Source organism: Streptomyces sp. Y2F8-2, assembly GCF_014905555.1.
Lineage (GTDB): Bacteria > Actinomycetota > Actinomycetes > Streptomycetales > Streptomycetaceae > Streptomyces > Streptomyces cynarae.
The window spans coordinates 403,871-421,690 of record NZ_BNGS01000002.1 but is presented as its reverse complement, the minus strand read 5'-3'; the positions used below and the strand labels follow the sequence as shown (position 1 = coordinate 421,690).

The 17,820-nt window shown below is 72.1% G+C and carries 17 protein-coding genes; 9 read left to right on the top strand and 8 right to left on the bottom strand.

The window, feature by feature from the left end; all coding sequences use genetic code 11:
- Positions 1-64 precede the first annotated feature (64 nt).
- A complete protein-coding gene (locus SY2F82_RS07270) occupies positions 65-1,273 on the bottom strand; it encodes a pyridoxal phosphate-dependent aminotransferase (protein WP_200418119.1) in 1,209 nt (402 codons plus the stop codon).
- An 86-nt stretch (positions 1,274-1,359) separates the two neighbouring features.
- On the opposite strand from SY2F82_RS07270, the gene SY2F82_RS07265 reads away from it, so the two are divergent.
- Positions 1,360-1,998, top strand: a complete 639-nt coding sequence (locus tag SY2F82_RS07265; protein WP_200418118.1) for a helix-turn-helix domain-containing protein — start codon at positions 1,360-1,362, stop codon at positions 1,996-1,998.
- 105 nt (positions 1,999-2,103) lie between these two features.
- Here the strand turns inward: SY2F82_RS07265 and SY2F82_RS07260 are convergent, their stop codons facing one another.
- From SY2F82_RS07260 to SY2F82_RS07250, 3 genes are read right to left on the bottom strand one after another with little or no spacing between them, the layout of a single operon-like run.
- A complete protein-coding gene (locus SY2F82_RS07260) occupies positions 2,104-2,904 on the bottom strand; it encodes a hypothetical protein (protein WP_200418117.1) in 801 nt (266 codons plus the stop codon).
- Positions 2,904-4,169 carry a VWA domain-containing protein gene (locus tag SY2F82_RS07255; RefSeq protein WP_200418116.1) on the bottom strand — a complete coding sequence of 422 codons (1,266 nt, stop codon included), beginning with the start codon at positions 4,167-4,169 and terminating at the stop codon, positions 2,904-2,906. The genes SY2F82_RS07260 and SY2F82_RS07255 overlap by 1 nt, the downstream gene beginning before the upstream one ends.
- A 41-nt stretch (positions 4,170-4,210) precedes the next feature.
- Positions 4,211-5,797, bottom strand: coding sequence for an IucA/IucC family siderophore biosynthesis protein (locus SY2F82_RS07250; protein ID WP_200418115.1), 1,587 nt, complete (start codon positions 5,795-5,797; stop codon positions 4,211-4,213).
- A 29-nt stretch (positions 5,798-5,826) separates the two neighbouring features.
- On the opposite strand from SY2F82_RS07250, the gene SY2F82_RS07245 reads away from it, so the two are divergent.
- From SY2F82_RS07245 to SY2F82_RS07235, 3 genes are all read left to right on the top strand, one after another.
- The gene (locus SY2F82_RS07245; RefSeq protein ID WP_200418114.1) at positions 5,827-7,326 is read left to right on the top strand and encodes an IucA/IucC family protein; all 1,500 of its coding nucleotides are present in this window, start codon (positions 5,827-5,829) and stop codon (positions 7,324-7,326) included.
- A gap of 62 nt (positions 7,327-7,388) precedes the next feature.
- Entirely contained in the window at positions 7,389-8,303 is a 915-nt protein-coding gene (locus tag SY2F82_RS07240; RefSeq protein WP_200418113.1) for a HipA family kinase, read from the top strand.
- The gene (locus tag SY2F82_RS07235) at positions 8,300-8,569 is read left to right on the top strand and encodes a SelT/SelW/SelH family protein (protein WP_103841272.1); all 270 of its coding nucleotides are present in this window, start codon (positions 8,300-8,302) and stop codon (positions 8,567-8,569) included. Before SY2F82_RS07240 ends, SY2F82_RS07235 begins: the two co-directional genes overlap by 4 nt.
- 4 nt (positions 8,570-8,573) lie before the next feature.
- Here the strand turns inward: SY2F82_RS07235 and aceB are convergent, their stop codons facing one another.
- Both aceB and SY2F82_RS07225 read right to left on the bottom strand, forming a co-directional pair.
- On the bottom strand, positions 8,574-10,196 hold the full coding sequence (gene aceB / locus SY2F82_RS07230) for a malate synthase A (protein WP_200418112.1): 1,623 nt from the start codon (positions 10,194-10,196) through the stop codon (positions 8,574-8,576).
- Between the two features lie 202 nt (positions 10,197-10,398).
- Positions 10,399-10,998 carry an NTP transferase domain-containing protein gene (locus SY2F82_RS07225; RefSeq protein ID WP_200418111.1) on the bottom strand — a complete coding sequence of 200 codons (600 nt, stop codon included), beginning with the start codon at positions 10,996-10,998 and terminating at the stop codon, positions 10,399-10,401.
- A gap of 168 nt (positions 10,999-11,166) precedes the next feature.
- Between SY2F82_RS07225 and SY2F82_RS07220 the strand changes: the two genes are divergently transcribed.
- Positions 11,167-11,511 (top strand): DUF5955 family protein, encoded by a 345-nt coding sequence (locus SY2F82_RS07220; RefSeq protein WP_374707133.1) that lies wholly within the window; start codon positions 11,167-11,169, stop codon positions 11,509-11,511.
- A 53-nt stretch (positions 11,512-11,564) separates the two neighbouring features.
- On the opposite strand, the gene SY2F82_RS07215 is transcribed toward SY2F82_RS07220, so the two are convergent.
- Entirely contained in the window at positions 11,565-12,371 is an 807-nt protein-coding gene (locus tag SY2F82_RS07215) for an IclR family transcriptional regulator (RefSeq protein WP_200418109.1), read from the bottom strand.
- Positions 12,372-12,603: 232 nt separating this feature from the next.
- Between SY2F82_RS07215 and allB the strand changes: the two genes are divergently transcribed.
- The 4 genes from allB (at position 12,604) to SY2F82_RS07195 (ending at position 16,726) form a co-directional block, all read left to right on the top strand.
- The gene (allB, locus tag SY2F82_RS07210) at positions 12,604-13,944 is read left to right on the top strand and encodes an allantoinase AllB (RefSeq protein ID WP_200418108.1); all 1,341 of its coding nucleotides are present in this window, start codon (positions 12,604-12,606) and stop codon (positions 13,942-13,944) included.
- 60 nt (positions 13,945-14,004) lie between these two features.
- Positions 14,005-15,120 carry an allantoicase gene (alc, locus tag SY2F82_RS07205; RefSeq protein WP_200418107.1) on the top strand — a complete coding sequence of 372 codons (1,116 nt, stop codon included), beginning with the start codon at positions 14,005-14,007 and terminating at the stop codon, positions 15,118-15,120.
- A gap of 200 nt (positions 15,121-15,320) precedes the next feature.
- On the top strand, positions 15,321-16,139 hold the full coding sequence (locus SY2F82_RS07200; protein ID WP_200418106.1) for an AIM24 family protein: 819 nt from the start codon (positions 15,321-15,323) through the stop codon (positions 16,137-16,139).
- 191 nt (positions 16,140-16,330) lie between these two features.
- On the top strand, positions 16,331-16,726 hold the full coding sequence (locus SY2F82_RS07195) for a ribonuclease domain-containing protein (RefSeq protein WP_200418105.1): 396 nt from the start codon (positions 16,331-16,333) through the stop codon (positions 16,724-16,726).
- A 167-nt stretch (positions 16,727-16,893) separates the two neighbouring features.
- Here SY2F82_RS07195 and SY2F82_RS07190 read toward each other — a convergent pair whose 3' ends face one another.
- Positions 16,894-17,781: a LysR family transcriptional regulator gene (locus tag SY2F82_RS07190; RefSeq protein WP_200418104.1), complete on the bottom strand. Its 888-nt coding sequence runs from the start codon at positions 17,779-17,781 to the stop codon at positions 16,894-16,896.
- Between the last annotated feature and the right edge of the window lie 39 nt (positions 17,782-17,820).

The window sequence follows — 17,820 nt, the reverse complement described above, 5'->3', positions numbered from 1 at the left end:
ACCCTCAGCCTCCCCCGGACGCCGCCGCGAGAGCCGGAGCCCCCTGCCCGGAGGACCGGCCGCGCTACTGCCGATAGCCGCTGAGGAACCGCCCGATCCTGCTGATCGCCGTGTCCAGGACATCGGCGTGCGGCAGGGTCAGGATGCGGAAGTGGTCCGGGGTCGGCCAGTTGAAGCCCGTGCCCTGGACCACCTGGATCTTCTCGCGCAACAGCAGGTCCAGGACGAACTTCTCGTCGTCGTGGATCTTGTGCACCTTGGGGTCGAGGCGCGGGAACGCGTACAGCGCACCCTTCGGCTTGACGCATGTGACGCCGGGGATCTCGTTCAGCTTCTCCCAGGCGCGGTCCCGCTGTTCGTGCAGGCGGCCGCCCGGGGCGGTCAGCTCGTCGATGGACTGGCGGCCGCCGAGCGCGGCCTGGATGGCGTACTGTGCGGGCGCGTTGGCGCACAGGCGCATGGAGGCGAGCATCGTCAGGCCCTCCAGGTAGTCCTTCGCGTGCTGCTTGGGCCCCGTCACGACCAGCCAGCCGGAGCGGAAGCCCGCCACGCGGTAGGTCTTCGACAGGCCGCAGAAGGTGAGGACCACCAGGTCGGGGGCGAGCGAGGCGGTCGAGTGGTGGACCGCGTCGTCGTACAGGATCTGGTCGTAGATCTCGTCCGCGAAGACCATCAGGCCGTGGCGGCGGGCCAGGTCGAGGATGCCCTGCAGGATCTCCTTCGGGTAGACCGCGCCGGTCGGGTTGTTGGGGTTGATGATGACCACGGCCTTGGTGCGGTCCGTGATCTTCGACGCCATGTCGTCCAGGTCCGGGTACCAGTCGGACTGTTCGTCGCAGAGGTAGTGGACCGCCTTGCCGCCCGCCAGGGTGGTGACGGCCGTCCAGAGGGGGAAGTCGGGGGCGGGGATGAGGATTTCGTCGCCGTCCTCCACCAGCGCCTGTACGGCCATCGAGACCAGCTCCGAGACGCCGTTGCCGAGGAAGACGTCGTCGACGCCGACCTCCAGGCCCCGCTCCTGGTAGCGCTGCGCCACCGCACGGCGCGCGGAGAGGACGCCGCGCGAGTCCGTGTAGCCGTGCGCCTGCGGCAGCATCCGGATCATGTCCTGGAGGATCTCCTCCGGCGCCTCGAATCCGAACAGCGCGGGGTTGCCGGTGTTCAGGCGCAGCACGCTGTGTCCCGCCGCCTCCAGCGCGTCGGCGTGCTCGATCACCGGGCCGCGGATCTCGTAACAGACCTCGCTGAGCTTGCTCGACTGCCGGAACTCCATGGCCGCTTCCCCTCCGGTGACTTGTGTTGCTTGGTTTTACCAAGTGGCAGCTTGGAAAGTCCAACAACACGTCTAGACTGCGTCGCATGTCACCTCGCCGAAGCTACGACCAGTACTGCTCCACGGCCCGCGCGCTCGACGTCGTCGGCGACCGCTGGACCCTCCTGATCGTCCGCGAGCTGCTCGCCGGTCCCCGCCGCTACACCGATCTGCACGCGGACCTGCCGGGCGTGAGCACGGACGTGCTGGCCTCCCGGCTGAGGGACATGGAGCGCGACGGGCTGACCACACGGCGCCGGCTGCCACCGCCCGGTGCCGCCTACGTGTACGAACTGACGTCTCGCGGACGCGAGTTGCTGCCCGTGCTCCAGGCGCTCGGCACCTGGGGCGGGCCCGCGCTGGGGGAGCGCCGGCCGACGGACGCGGTGCGCGCCCACTGGTTCGCGCTGCCGCTGCTGCGCACGCTGGAGAACGAGGTGGCGGGGGAGGGGCTGGTGGAAGTCCGGCTGGAAGAGGGGCAGTTCCATCTGTGGCTCGGGGCCGGGGACGGCCCGGTCTACGGCGAAGGGGCCGCCCCGGAGGAGCCCGATGCCCGGCTGGTCCTCGACGCGCAGACGTGCACCCTCCTCGGCGAGGGGTATTTGACCCTCCATCAGGCGGTCGCTGAAGGGCGCGCGGAGGTGTCGGGGGACGGCACCCTTGCCAAGGCGTTGCGCGGGGAGTGACGGCGGCGCGACGGGGGTGACAGGACAAGGGCCCGCCGCGCCAGGGGACGCGGCGGGCCTTCGCCTTGACGGGGGCCGGGGACGGGCCCCGACCGGAGGCGGTTCTCAGGCGCCCGGCGGGACCCGGGACGGGCGGCCCGAGCCGCGGGTCAGCGCATAGCCGCCGATGCCCGCGAGTGCGGCGAGGATGCCGCCGACTCCGGTCCACACCCAGCGGTCGGACCACCAGCCGGAGGCGTCGGGCCTCAGCTTCGAGAGTGCGGCCGTGTCCGTGTCCGAGTCCGAGGACTTCTCGGACCGCGTCGCTATCCCCGGCACCAGCGGCTCCGCCAGCGAACCGTCCACCGCCGCCGAGCCGCCGATGTCCTTGGAATCCACCCGGACCTCGGCGTTCACCGGCTGCCCGAGGTCGGCGGTGGAGACCCCCACGACGGTGAGCCGTATGTAGTACGTGCCCGGCAGCGGGTCGTCGGCCCACGGCTCCGCCCAGGCGCGAACCGTGCGCAGCGTGCACGACAGGTTCACCGACGACGCGTCCCGGTCGGCGGTCCGGGTCTGCGCCCCGTACTGGCACGCCTGACGGCGCCGCAGCCCGTCGTACACGTCGAGCTGCCACGTCTGCGCCGAACTCCGCGGCGACGACGGCAGCTTGACGGTCGCCCGCACGGTGGGCCGCTGCTGCTCCTCCGCCGGGAACTGCCAGTACAGATAGTCACCCGTGGAGGCGCTCGCCGTGGCCTGCTGCCCCTGCTGGATCTCCGTGGCCGTGCGGAACGACGTGCCGGCCGAGGTGGGCGCGGCGCCGTCGCCGGACGGGCTCGCGGAGGGCGAGGAGTCGGCCACGGCCGGGGAGGCGGCGGCGCCCAGCAGCAGGGCCGCCACGGTCAGCACTCGTGCGATACGCATCAGTTGGTCCTCCAGACGGCGATCCGCCAGCGCGACAGCCAGCCCCACAGCAGACCCGCCAGGAAGCCGGTCAGGACGAGGGCGCCGAGCAGCCACCAGCCGCGCCCCAGGCCGAAGGCGGCCACGTCGCTCGCCGTGCCGGGGCCGTCGACCACGTCGACCGTCAGCTCCAGCGGCAGCCCGGGTGTGGTCTTCACTCCGGCCGCCGGGGAGAAGGAGTCGGCCACCTGGAGACACACCGTCTCGGCGGGCGCGTCCTCGTCGTCGCTCTCGGCCTTCGGATAGCGCAGACCCGTCGACAGCACGTCCGTGCGTCCCGCCCCGGTGGCCTCGCCGCGCACGATCTCCCGCCCGTGCACCGTGAGGGCCCGCAGCGTCACGCCGTAGTCGGGGTCGACCTGCCGGTCGTCGGACACGCTGACGGAGGCGCGCAGCTCCTGGCCCGGCTTCACGTCCACACGGTAGAAGCGGTGCTGCCCGAACTCCGCGCGGTCGGTGTAGAGGCCGGACTTCAGCGAGGGCGCCGTCGCGCACTGGCCGGTGCCGTCCACGACGACCGGGGTGACCGTGCGGTTCGCCGTGCGGTCCACCAACTGGTTGACCTTGTCGGACAGTTGCTCCTTGTGCTGCACCGACGTGTACGTCCCGCCGGTCGCCTCCGCGATACAGCTGAGCTGCTGGTTCAGCTTGGCGTTCGGCACCAGCCCCAGGGTGTCGATGGTCAGCCCGATGCCCTTGGCGGCGATCTCCCGGGCCACCTCGCACGGGTCCAGCGGCGCGCAGGTGTCCTCGCCGTCGCTGATGAGGACGATGCGCTTGGAGCCGTTGCCGCCGCCCAGGTCGTCCGCCGCCTTCAGCAGGGCGGGGCCGATCGGCGTCCAGCCGGTGGGCTGCAGCGTCGCCACGGCGGTCTTGGCCTCGGTCCGGTTCAGCGGGCCGACCGGGTAGAGCTGCGCGGTGTCCTTGCAGCCCGTCTTGCGGTCGTTGCCCGGGTAGTTGGCGCCCAGCGTCCGGATGCCGAGCTGCACCTCCTCCGGCGTCGCGTCCAGGACCTCGTTGAAGGCCTGCTTCGCCGCGGCCATCCGCGAACCGCCGTCGATGTCCCGCGCCCGCATCGAACCGCTGACGTCGAGGACGAGATCGACCTTGGGCGCGTCCTGGGCTGTCGTCTCGTCGGCGACGGCATCGGCCGGGATCGTGATTCCGGCCGCCAGGGCGGCGAGCAGGGCGCAGACTCCCGCCGCCAGCCGTTGTCTTGTGATCATCGGCGGATCTTATTGATCAATGGGGTCGCGCTTCAAAACGATCAAGAACCGAGCGGATCGGGCTGTGCGGAGAGCGGGTTCGGGAGCCGTGTCCACAGGTCCCCGGGCCGTTCGGGGGACAGCCGCATCAGCGTCAACGCCTTGGTGGGCAGCGGCTCTTCGCGCAGAACCGTCAGATCGGCGGTGTCCGGCAGATCCCGTACGACGGCCTCCAGCGCGGCCTCCAGTGCGGGCGCCGAACCCGCGGTGGAGGCCAGCGCGCCCGCCACGAGCGAGCCGAACAGCTTGCGGCGCAGCGTCGTCTCGTCGTCCGTGACGATCCGGTCGGCGACCTCGGGGGCCTTGACGCCGTGCCGGGCCAGCCGGGCCGGGCTCACCCGGATGTCGGCCAGGTCCCGGTAGACCAGCCGCACCGGATCACCCGTGGGCGACAGCACCACCAGGAGGTTCTGTCCGTGCGCCTCCAGGGCCACCCCCAGGTCGAGCATCCGCAGGCCGACGGTGAGGGCGAGCCGCGTGAACCCGGCGAGCCAGGCGGGGGAGGAGGGCAGCCCGGTGAGCGGCAGGGCGGCCACCGGGACGACCCGCTCACCGGCGGCCGTGTCCGCGTACGTCTCCGGCGGCTCCCGCAGCACGGCGGCGAGATCGGGGGAGTGGGCGCCGGCCGCGCCCAGGGTGCGGGTGACGTGCAGCAGACCGTCCGTGCGCGCGGCCGCCGACTCCAGGAAGCCGGACACCGCGAGCGCCGTCTCGATCGAGGAGACCGAGATGTCCCGCACGGAGGACGTCAGCCGCGCGCTGACCGCGGTCTTCACATGCGGACCGCCGTCGGGCAGCGCGAGGGTCCGCAGGGACATCAGCGGACGAGCGACCGGACCGTCCTCGGCCGCCACGCCGAGGACATGCGCCGTCTGCCAGGGGTGGACCGGGATCAGCGCACGCTCGCCGTCCCGCAGCCACTCGGGCCACTCGCCCCGTACGAGGGCGTCGCCCACGGGGACGAGCCCGAGCCGTACCAGCGGCCGGTGCTCGGGTCCGTACGCCAGCTGCTCGGCCACCGAGAAGCCGGGGCGCGAACGGCAGTTCGGGTGATAGGGGTGCCCGTCGACCACCCGCTGCTCCCACGCCCAGCTCGTCACCGGTACGGGCGCCTCATGCGGCTGGCCGGACCGCGACAGCGCCAGCGAGGCGGTGCTGTGGCCGAGTTCGGCGGCGAAGGCGTCCCCGTGCGGCACGCCGAGTGCCGTGACCAGCGCCGCCGCGCGGTCGTGGGGCCGCCCGTCGAGCCGTACCTCGGTGACGTACGCGGCGGTCGCGTACGGGTCCGCGGGTGGACCGTGCAGCCGCCGTCCGTCGCTCAGGCACAGGGTGAGCCCGTCGGCCGTCCGCTCCCGGTGCGCGATCCACGGCAGCGGCTCATGGGCCAGCGCCCGCCACAGACGCGTGAGGACGGCGGCCCGGGCGCCGGGGAGCGCCGCCGCGTAGGAGGCCGACAGATCGGGCCGCACGCCGTCCAGCTCGGCGGCGAGCGCGGCCTCTGCGGAAACCTCGGCGGGAGGGGAAGGGGGCACGGTCGGAGCTCCTCGGGGACGGGGCGATGCGTCGTGGCACGGGTCCACGACAGACATACTGATCGCCAGTGCACCGTACGGAACGAATGGATCGCGTGGACCCCATGCACCCCAGGGACGACGTCCCCGCGCGCGCCGACGCACACGCGGCGGCGCCGCTGCTGAACTGCCTGCTCCGGGAGGCGGGCGAGCCCGCCGGCGAGCTGGGCGTCCACCGCCTGCGGGCCGGCGGCCGGCTGCTACGCGTGCGCGGCACACGCCGCCCGCGCGACCCCGAGCTGTACAGGGGCGGCTCCTGGCACCCGCTCACCCACGCCGAGCTGGTCAAACTCACCGCCGACGAGCTGCGCCGCGCCACCGGCCTGTCCAACCCGGAACTGCCCGGCGAGATGCTCGACAGCCGGGACGCGGTGGCCGCGATCCTGGCCGCACGCGCCCGTCTGACGGCCCCGGACGACCCGTACGTACGCTCCGAACAGTCCCTGGTCACCGGGCATCCCCACCACCCGGCCCCGAAGGCGCGAGGCGGCGGACCCGTCGCGAGCTGGCTGCCGTACGCCCCCGAGGCGTACGCCTGCTTCCCGCTCACCCTTTTGGGCGTACGCGAGGACTCGGTCGTCGAGGAGGGCGACACGGCGGCACTGGACGCGCTCGGCACCGCCCCGCCCGGCTACCGGCTGCTGCCCGCCCATCCCTGGCAGCTCGCCCTGGTCGGCGCCCGCCCGGACATCGCGGAGGCGTTCGAGGACGGGCGTCTGATCCGGCTCGGCGAGACCACTCGGCCCGTGTGGCCCACGGCCGCCATCCGCACGGTGTACGCCCCCGAGGACGACCTCTTCGTCAAGTTCAGCCTGGATGTGCGGATCACCAACGACATCCGCCGGCTGTGGCGCCACGACCTGCTCAAGCTGCGCCGCACCGACGCGGCGGCGGCCGCCGCGTTCGCGGCGCACCGGGGTCCGGCGGCCTGGCTGAGCGACCGCGGCTGGCGCACGGCCGCCTTCGCCTTCGAGGAACTGGCGGTACTGGTCCGCGAGGGGCTGCGCCCGCACCTGTTGCCCGGCGCCACCCCGCTGCTCGCCGCCGCCCTGGTGGAGGGGTTCGACGGCAGCCCGCTCGACGCGCTCACCGATCCCACCGCCTGGTGGACGGCGTATCTGCGCCACGTCGTGCCCCCGGCCCTCGAGGCGTTCGAACGGCACGGCGTCGTCCTCGAGGCGCACCTGCAGAACACGCTGGTCGCGGTGGGCGCCACGGGACTGCCCGTGCAGGCCCTGTTCCGGGACGCGGAGGGCGTGAAGCTCCTGGCGGACGTGTCCCGCGAGAAGGGCTGGGAGCGGCTGGTGTACTGCCTGGTCGTCAACAACCTCGTCGAGATGGCCGCCCTGCTGTCCGAACGCCACCCCGGCTGGAACCCCTGGCCCGCCGCCCGGGCCGAGCTGTATCGCCACCCCGTCCCCGAGATCCCCGCCCTGCTCGCCTCGCCCACCCTGCCCGGCAAGACCAACCTCCTGCTGCGCTGGACGGGCGCGGACGGCGCGGACGCGCGCTATCTGCCGCTGCCGAACCCGCTGGCCCGCCGTTGAGCGCCGCTCGGCGCTCATATATGCCGACGGCCATCAGGGTCCTTTGTCCTACAGTGGCCCGTGTGCTGCGCGACGTGACTGCTGTTCGATACGTGACCCCGCTGCGCTCCGGCGGCTCCGTCCCCGGAGTCGTCGAGGCCGACGACCTGGGCACCTACGTCGTGAAGTTCACCGGCTCCGCACAGGGCACGAAGGCCCTGGTGGCCGAGGTCATCGTGGGGGAGCTGGCGCGCCGGCTCGGGCTGCGCGTCCCCGAGCTGGTCCTCGCCCACTTCGACCCCGCGATCGGCGCGCACGAACCGCACCAGGAGGTGCGGGACCTGCTGAACGCCAGCCCCGGTCTCAACCTCGGCATGGACTACCTGCCGGGCGCCCGGGACTTCACCCCCGAGGTCGCCCAGGTCTTCCCCGTCGACCCGGTGGAGGCCGGCAGGGTCATCTGGCTCGACGCGCTGACCGTGAACGTGGACCGCACGGTGCACAGCTCCAACCTCATGGTCTGGCCCACCTTCGGCATCGCACCCCCGCGGCTGTGGCTGATCGACCACGGTGCCGCGCTCGTCTTCCACCACCGCTGGGACGCCTCAGCACCCGAGAAGGCCTACGACTTCCGCCACCACGCCCTCGGCCACTTCGCCCCGGACATGCGGGCCGCCGAGGACGCCCTGGCGCCGCTCGTGACCGAGGAGCTGCTGCGCGAGGTCACGGAGGAGGTACCGGACGCCTGGCTGACGGACGAGCCGGGCTTCGCGACGCCCGGCGACGTCCGTGACGCCTACGTGGACTACCTCACGGCCCGGGTCAAGGCGTCCGAGGCATGGCTGCCCACCGACTTCCCCACCCAGGAGGAGCGCGCCGCCGAGGAGGCCCAGCGTGCGGCGCGGACACAGCAAGGCCGGCCGGACTGGCTCAAGCGGGTCCCGGACCTGCACGGCGAACCGGCCGCGGAACAGGATTGGTCGGTGCACCTGGGATGACCCACCGTGTCCAGATCGAGTACTGCACCCGGTGCCGCTGGCTGCCCCGGGCGGCCTGGCTGGCGCAGGAACTGCTGACCACCTTCGAGGCGGAACTGACCGAACTGTCGCTCAAGCCCGGTACCGGCGGCGTGTTCGTCGTCCGGGTGAACGACGAGGTGGTGTGGGACCGGCGCGAGCAGGGGTTCCCGGAGCCGACGGCCGTGAAGCAGCTCGTACGTGACCGAGTGGCCCCGGGCAAGCCCCTGGGCCACTCGGAGAAGTGAGACCTCAGCCTTCGAGCTGCTCGTAGGCCGGAAGCGTCAGGAAGTCCGCGTAGTCCTCGTCCAGCGCGACCTTCAGCAGCAGGTCGTGGGCCTGCTGCCACTTGCCGGCCGTGAAGGCCTCCTCGCCGAGCTCCGCCTTGATGTTCCGCAGTTCCTGCGCGGCGACCTCGCGGGCGAGCTCGGCGGTGACCCGCTCGCCGTTGTCGAGGACCACCCCGGCGTTGATCCACTGCCAGATCTGAGAGCGGGAGATCTCCGCGGTGGCCGCGTCCTCCATCAGGTTGAAGATGGCGACCGCACCGAGGCCGCGCAGCCAGGCCTCGATGTAACGGATGCCGACCTGGACGGCGTTGACCAGGCCCGCGTACGTCGGCTTGGCGTCGAGGGAGTCGATGGCGATCAGATCGGCCGCCTTGACGTCGACGTCCTCGCGCAGCCGGTCCTTCTGGTTCGGCCTGTCGCCGAGGACCTTGTCGAAGGACTCCATCGCGATCGGGACCAGGTCGGGGTGGGCCACCCAGGAGCCGTCGAAGCCGTCGTTCGCCTCGCGGTCCTTGTCGGCGCGGACCTTCTCGAAGGCGACCTTGTTGACCTCGGGGTCCCTGCGGGAGGGGATGAACGCGGCCATGCCGCCGATGGCGTGCGCGCCGCGCTTGTGGCAGGTGCGGACGAGGAGTTCGGTGTACGCGCGCATGAACGGGGCCGTCATCGTGACGGCGTTGCGGTCCGGCAGGACGAACTTCGCCCCGCCGTCACGGAAGTTCTTCACGATGGAGAACAGGTAGTCCCAGCGGCCCGCGTTCAACCCGGAGGCGTGGTCGCGGAGTTCGTAGAGGATCTCCTCCATCTCGTACGCCGCCGTGATCGTCTCGATCAGGACCGTGGCGCGGACGGTGCCCTGCGGGATGCCGACGTGGTCCTGGGCGAAGACGAAGACGTCGTTCCAGAGGCGGGCCTCCAGGTGCGACTCGGTCTTCGGGAGGTAGAAGTACGGGCCCTTGCCGAGGTCGAGCAGTCGCTGGGCGTTGTGGAAGAAGTACAGGCCGAAGTCGACGAAGGCGCCCGGGACCGGCTGTCCGTCGACCTGGAGGTGACGCTCGTTCAGGTGCCAGCCGCGCGGGCGCATGACGACCGTCGCCAGCTCCTCGTTCGGGCGCAGGGCGTACGACTTGCCGGTCGCCGGGTCGGTGAAGTCGATGCTGCGGGTGTAGGCGTCGATCAGGTTGAGCTGGCCGAGGACCACGTTCTCCCATGTGGGCGCGGAGGCGTCCTCGAAGTCCGCGAGCCACACCCTGGCGCCCGAGTTGAGGGCGTTGATGGTCATCTTGCGGTCGGTGGGGCCGGTGATCTCGACCCGGCGGTCGTCGAGGGCTTCGGGCGCGGGCGCCACCCTCCAGGTGTCGTCCGCGCGGATCGCGGCGGTCTCGGGCAGGAAGTCCAGCGTGGAGGTGCGGGCGATCTCGGCGCGGCGCTCCGCGCGGCGGGCCAGCAGCTCGTCGCGGCGCGGCGTGAACCGCCGGTGCAGCTCGGCCACGAAGGCGAGCGCCGCGTCGGTGAGGACCTCCTCCTGCCGGGGCAGGGGCTCGGCGTCGACGATGGCCGCCGGGGACGGCGCTGGTGCGGACATGAGGCTGTCACTTCCTTCGGCGAGCTGGCATGAGGGCGTTGCGGCACCGCGTGCCAGGGGCCCGTACGCGGCCGGCGGCGCCTGGGGAGCGGTCGAGCGCTTCTGATCAGTGGATACTAGTTTCCTCATGGTGGAAGTTCAATGGTTTGTTGATATCGAGATTCTCCGGGTCGAGGCAAGGTGGCGCTCGGTGCCGCTCCGCTCACTCGAGGTGGGTCAGGTCCGCCGCCGTGTCGATGTCATACGCCTGTGCGACGTCCCCGCACTCGACGAGCGTGATGGCGTCGTCGTGCGCCTTCAGATAGGCGCGTGCCCCACGGTCGCCGGTCGCGGTCCGGGCGACACCGGCCCAGTGGGCCGAGCCGAGCAGGACCGGATGCCCGCGTACCCCCTCGTACGCGGCCGAGGCCAGCGACTCCTCGTCCCGGAAGGCGCAGAGCACCCGAGCCACCGCCTCCGGCCCGATGCCGGGCTGGTCGACGAGCAGCACCAGGGCCGCCCGCGCGCCCGTCACGTCGAGCGATGCGAGCCCGGCCCGCAGTGAGGAGCCCATGCCCTCCTCCCAGTCCGGGTTGTCCACCAGCACGCAGCCGGTGAGGTCGGCACGCTCCCGTACGGCGGCGGCCCCCGCCCCCAGCACCACGTGGACACGGCCGCATCCGGCCGCGCGCAGCACTCCCGCCGCGTGCTCCACCAGTGGGCGCCCCCGGTGTGCGAGCAGCGCCTTGGGCCGCCCGCCGAGCCGCCGCCCCCCGCCTGCGGCGAGCAGCAGCCCGGCGATCCGCGCTTCGTTGTCTGTCATACGTCCTGCTTACCTGACCCGGTGCCGACCGCACGGTTTCCAGGGGCTGAATTTCCGTCCACACGGTGGCGCCCGGCGCGCCCGGTGGCGTTTACTGGCCCGCATCCCCGGCGCCCGACCACGCCCGGGGCACCGGGGGCGTACGAGCACAACGGCGTTTCGAGGGGGATGGCTGTGGTGCGGAGCTTGGGGCAGAGGCCAGTGACCGGCAGCGATGAGGATCCGAGAGTGGCGGAACTGCGTACCGCCGTGTCCCGGCTGCGCCGTGAACTCGCCGCACACCCGGCCGAGTTCCCCGACCGGGCGATAGCCGAGGACGAACTGGCCGCACTCGCCGCGATGGCCACGGGAGGCGTTCCCGAGATTCCCCGCCTGCGCCGCTCCCTGCTGCTGATCGCGGGAGCGATCGGCTCGGTCAGCGCATTGACCAGGGGTTTGACGGAGGTCCGCAAGGCGGTCGAACTCTTCGGGGAGCCGCCGCGCGGCAGGCGGGAATCAGACGACAGGGCCTAGGGGGTCGCCCTTCGGGGCAGGCCGGTCGAGGGCTGTGGGTGGTGCGGGCGGCCTCAGGCGGCCGGGCCGCCCGAGGCCGCCAGAGTCCGGGACAGTTCCGCCGCCACCTGCTGGAGCACCGGCACGATCCGTTCCGTCGCCGCCTCGGTGACGCGCCCCGCCGGGCCCGAGATGGAGATCGCGGCGGCCGTGGGGGAGTCGGGCACGGACACCGCGAGGCACCGGACCCCTATCTCCTGCTCGTTGTCGTCGACCGCGTAACCGAGCCGGCGCACCTCCTCCAGTGCGGCGAGGAACGCGTCCGGCGTGGTGATCGTCTTCTCCGTCGCGGCCGGCATGCCCGTACGGGCGAGCAGGGCGCGCACCTCGTCGTCCGGCGTGCTCGCCAGCAGGGCCTTGCCCACGCCGGTGGAGTGCGGCAGCACCCTCCGGCCCACCTCGGTGAACATCCGCATCGAGTGCTTGGAGGGCACCTGCGCCACGTACACGATCTCGTCCCCGTCGAGCAGCGCCATGTTCGCCGTCTCTCCGGTCTCCTCCACCAGGCGCGCCAGATGCGGCCGGGCCCAGGTGCCCAGCAGCCGGGACGCCGACTCGCCGAGCCGGATCAGCCGGGGGCCGAGCGCATAGCGGCGGTTGGGCTGCTGGCGTACGTACCCGCAGGCCACCAGGGTGCGCATCAGGCGGTGGATCGTGGGCAGGGGCAGGCCGCTGCTCGCGGACAGCTCGCTCAGGCCGACCTCGCCGCCCGCGTCCGCCATCCGCTCCAGCAGGTCGAAGGCGCGCTCGAGGGACTGGACACCACCGCTCGCGGCGGACTTGGCGGGGGTGTCGCTGGCGCTGGACGTCGACGGCGGCACGGCGCGTTCCTTTCGGCTGTGTTCTGCGTTTCGGAATTCTAATTCCGCTACACGGAAACGTCCAGGGTTCGCCGGAGTCGGTACAGCCCGGGTGTCAGGAGGAATTGTGCCCTTGACGACGCGGGTGCGGGAGGGAAGACTCCTTCAACAGAACGTTGAATTCCGTTACGCGGATGTAAATCCCGTCATCCGGAAGTCGACCGGAACGGGACGGCGGCAGAGAGGGGCCCGGGTGTCCGACGCTGAACTGGTGCTGCGCTCCACGCGCGTGATCACCCCCGAGGGCACGCGCGCCGCGTCGGTCGCGGTCGCCGGCGGCACGATCACGGCCGTCCTGCCGTACGACGCCGGCGTACCGGCCGGGGCCCGCCTGGAGGACCTGGGCGACGACGTCCTGCTGCCCGGCCTCGTCGACACACACGTGCACGTCAACGACCCGGGCCGCACCGAGTGGGAGGGCTTCTGGACCGCCACCCGCGCGGCGGCGGCAGGCGGCATCACCACGTTGATCGACATGCCGCTCAACTCGGTGCCCCCGACCACGACGGTCGCCCACCTCCGCACCAAGCAGGACGTCGCAGCCGGCAAGGCCCACATCGACGTCGGCTTCTGGGGCGGCGCGCTGCCCGACAACGTCAAGGACCTCAGGCCGCTGCACGACGCGGGCGTCTTCGGCTTCAAGGCGTTCCTGTCACCCTCGGGCGTGGACGAGTTCCCGCACCTCGACCAGGAGCAACTGGCCCGCTCCCTGGCCGAGATCGCCGGGTTCGACGGGCTGCTGATCGTGCATGCGGAGGACCCGCGTCACCTCGCCGCCGCCCCGCAGCAGGGCGGTCCCCGGTACGCGGACTTCCTCGCCTCCCGGCCCCGGCACGCGGAGGACACGGCCATCGCGCACCTCATCGACCAGGCGAAACGGTTCAACGCGCGGGTGCACGTGCTGCACCTCTCCTCCAGCGACGCGCTGCCGCTGATCGCCGCCGCCAAGGCGGAGGGCGTACGGATCACGGTGGAGACCTGCCCGCACTACCTCACCCTGACCGCCGAGGAAGTGCCCGACGGGGCCAGCGAGTTCAAGTGCTGCCCGCCCATCCGCGAGGCCGCCAACCAGGATCTGCTGTGGCAGGCGCTGGCGGACGGCACGATCGACTGCGTCGTCACCGACCACTCCCCGTCGACCGCCGACCTGAAGACCGGCGACTTCGCCACCGCCTGGGGCGGCATTTCGGGCCTGCAACTGAGCCTGGCCGCGGTGTGGACCGAGGCGCGCAGACGGGGGCACGGCCTGCAGGACGTGGTCCGCTGGATGTCCGAGCGTACGGCCCGGCTGGTGGGGCTCCAGGGCCGCAAGGGTGCCATCGCGGCGGGCCACGACGCGGACTTCGCCGTGCTCGCGCCCGAGGAGACCTTCACCGTGGACCCGGCGGCCCTCCAGCACCGCAACCGGGTCACCGCGTACGCGGGGAGGACCCTGCACGGCGTCGTCAGGTCCACCTGGCTCCGCGGCGAACGGATCGTGGCCGACGGCGAGTTCACCGGGCCGAAGGGACGCCTGCTCGGCAGGACCGACTGAACCGCCCGCATCGACTCCCGCGCCCGCAGCGGGCGACACCGAAAGGAAGAACTGATCATCGTGACGGCGATTCCGAGTTTCACGGGCGACGCGAACCCCTACCGGGGCGGCGACCCCTACGCGGACTACCGCACCGCCGACTTCCCCTTCACCCGGTACGCCGACCTCGCCGACCGCCGGCTCGGCGCCGGGGTCATCGCCGCCAACGACGAGTTCTTCGCCGAGCGCGAGAACCTTCTGGTGCCCGGGCGCGCCGAGTTCGACCCCGAGCACTTCGGTCACAAGGGCAAGGTCATGGACGGCTGGGAGACGCGCCGCCGCCGGGGCGCCTCGGCCGGGCACCCGTGGCCCGCACAGGACGACCACGACTGGGCGCTGGTACGCCTCGGCGCGCCCGGCGTCGTACGGGGCGTCGTCGTCGACACGGCCCACTTCCGGGGCAACTACCCGCAGGCGGTGTCCGTCGAGGGCACGTCGGTCGCCGGCTGCCCGTCACCGGAGGAACTGCTCGGGGACGACGTGAAGTGGACGATGCTGGTGCCGCGCACCCCGGTCGGCGGCCACGCCGCCAACGGCTTCGAGGTGGACGTGGAACAGCGCTTCACCCACCTCAGGCTGAACCAGCACCCCGACGGGGGCATCGCACGCCTGCGCGTCCACGGCGAGGTCGTGCCGGACCCGGCGTGGCTGGAGGTGCTCGGCACCTTCGACGTGGTGGCCCTGGAGAACGGGGGCCGGGTGGAGGACGCCTCCGACCTCTTCTACTCGCCCGCCACCAACACCATCCAGCCGGGCCGCTCCCGGAAGATGGACGACGGCTGGGAGACACGGCGCCGTCGCGACCGGGGTCACGACTGGATCCGCTACCGGCTGGTGGAGCAGGCGCAGATCCGGGCGATCGAGATCGGCACGGCCTACCTGAAGGGCAATGCGGCGGGCTGGGCGTCGGTCTCCGTCAAGGACGGTGAGGACGGCGACTGGCGTGAGATCCTCCCGCGCACCCGCCTCCAGCCCGACACCGACCACCGCTTCGCCCTCCCGGCCCCGGCGATCGGCACCCACGCGCGCGTGGACATCTACCCGGACGGCGGCATCTCCCGCCTGCGCCTGCACGGCTCCCTGACACAGGAGGGGGCGAACCGGCTGGCGGCACGCCACCAGGAACTGGGCGGCTGACACACGCCACGCGCGCGTGGCGTGTGTCAGCCCGGCGGGGCGCCGGGGGCGCGGCCGGGCCGGTCGCGCCGGTGCGCGCCCGCGTCCTACCGCCACGTGCACCTGTGCGATCCCGGCCGGGGCGTCGGCAGGACGGCGGCGAACGGGAACCGTCCTCGGACGGCCGGAACTCTTCGCCCCGTCCGTCGCGTTCTCCTCCCGTGACTCTTCAGCAAGAAATCGTCGGCAACGCCATGCAGATGGCGGTCGTCAACCTGCACCCGGGCCAGACCGTGTACTGCGAGGCGGGCAAGTTCCTCTTCAAGACCACGAACGTCACCATGGAGACCCGCCTGTCCGGTCCGTCGAACGGCGGCGGCCCGTCCCAGGGCGGAGCCGGTGGCGGCGGCATGGGCGGCTTCCTCCGTCAGGCCATGGGCACCGCCATGCAGGTCGGCCAGCGCGCGCTCGCGGGCGAGTCGCTGGCGTTCCAGTACTTCACCGCGCAGGGCGGCGAGGGCACCGTCGGCTTCGCGGGCGTGCTGCCCGGCGAGATGCGGGCGCTGGAACTCGACGGCACGCGCGCGTGGTTCGCGGAGAAGGACGCCTTCGTGGCCGCCGAGTCGACCGTCGACTTCGGCATCGCCTTCGCAGGCGGCCGCACCGGCATGAGCGGCGGCGAGGGCTTCATCCTGGAGAAGTTCACCGGACACGGCACCGTGATCATCGCCGGCGCGGGCAACTTCATCGACCTCAACCCCGCCGACTTCGGCGGTCGCATCGAGGTGGACACCGGGTGCGTGGTCGCCTTCGAGGAGGGCATCCAGTACGGCGTCCAGCGCGTCGGCGGCCTCAACCGCCAGGGGATCATGAACATGGTCTTCGGCGGCGAGGGACTGTCCCTGGCCACCCTGGAGGGCAACGGCCGCGTGATCCTTCAGTCCCTGACCATCGAGAGCCTCGCCAACGCGTTGAAGAAGGCGCAGGGGGGCGACAAGCAGGGGCCGACCGGCGGGCTCTTCTCGACCCACGCGGGGTGAGCCCGGCCGCCGAGCTCCCGGCGGGCGGCCGCCCGCCGCGTCCGCAACCGCCCGGCGCGTCCGCAACCGCCCGCCGCCCCAGGGGCCGCGGCGGGCGGCAGGTTAACTCGCCGAAAACACTTGGCACTTGACGTGAAAATCTCGTCGATTGTCATTGACATGCCATTGTCTACGCGCGTCATCATGCCGCCATGAGAACCCCCACACGCGCCACCCGGATCGGCGCCGCAGCCGCACTCCTGTCCGCCCTCCTCATGGGCGGCACCGTCTCCGCCACCACGGCGGACGCCGCCGCCACCTCGGTCGGCAGCATCTGCTACAGCGACCTGCCGTCCCAGGCCCACGACACCCTCGACCTGATCGACCAGGGCGGCCCCTTCCCGTACTCGCAGGACGGCACCGTCTTCTCCAACCGCGAAGGCGTACTCCCCGGCCAGTCCTACGGCTACTACCACGAGTACACCGTCATCACCCCCGGCTCCTCCACGCGTGGCGCCCGCCGCGTCGTCACGGGCGAGGAGTACCAGGAGGACTACTACACCTCAGACCACTACGCGACGTTCGACCTGATCGACTTCGGCTGCTGACCGAGCGGTCACCACGAGCCGGGGGTCCGGTCCGCACTCGGCCGGACCCCCGGCTCTCCGGGGCGCCGGAGAAGACGTCCAGGACGAGCGGGGCCCTTAGGGCTCACGGTGTCCAGCGGTCAGGTTCCGGGAGGAGATCGCCGGGTGACGGCGTGACCGCGGCCCGGTCACTGCGGCACCGCGTCGGACCGGGGAGGCGCGATGCTCGAAGCCGCCTCGGCGAACTCGCGGATGAGCGGGGAACGCCGGGTGGCCATCCACGCCAGGCACACGTGGTTGGGGCCGATGTCCTCGACCGGTACGGGAACGACGTCCGGGCGCGTGTAGAAGCCGGCCGTGGACAGCGGGATCACACAGACTCCGGCTCCGGAGGCCACGAGCTCCAGCTTCTCCTCGACCTGATGGATTTGGGGCACCTCGGGCCGGTCGCGCTCGCGCATCTCGAGGGCCACGTCGCGCCACTCCGGCACGGCGTCCGGGTCCTGCAACAGGTGATCGGCGGCCAGGTCCGCGATGGCCACCGACTGCTTGCCGGCCAGGGGGTGGTCCAGGGGCAGGACGACGACCCGGGGCTCCTGGAACAACGGCACCACCTGGAGGCCTTGTCGGTCGATCGGCAGACGGACGATGCTCACGTCCGCCCGGCCGTCGTGCAGCACTTCCACCTGGTCGACCCAGCTCGTGCGCAGCAGCCGCACGGTGAGCCCCGGGCGGCGCGAGGTCAGGGTGCGCACCGCGGGCGTCACGGTGATGCCGGGCATGAAGCCGATCGTGAAGGTGGGCGTGCCCCTGGCCGCGGAGGTGACCCGCCGGAGCAGTGCCTCGGACGCGGCGAGGAGCGGGGGTGCGTCCTCCCGCAACTGCTCGCCCGCCGGGGTGAGCATCGTGCCGCGGCGGTCACGGACGAACAGCTCTGCCCGCAGCTCCTCCTCGAGGGCGCGGATCTGCCGGGACAGAACCGGCTGGGCGATGTGCAGGCGTTCGGCGGCGCGGCCGAAGTGGAGTTCCTCGGCCACCGCCACGAAGTACCTGAGCTTCCGCAGGTCGACGTCCACAGCTCCGCACCGCCCGTCTTCGTTCCAGATGAATCTACC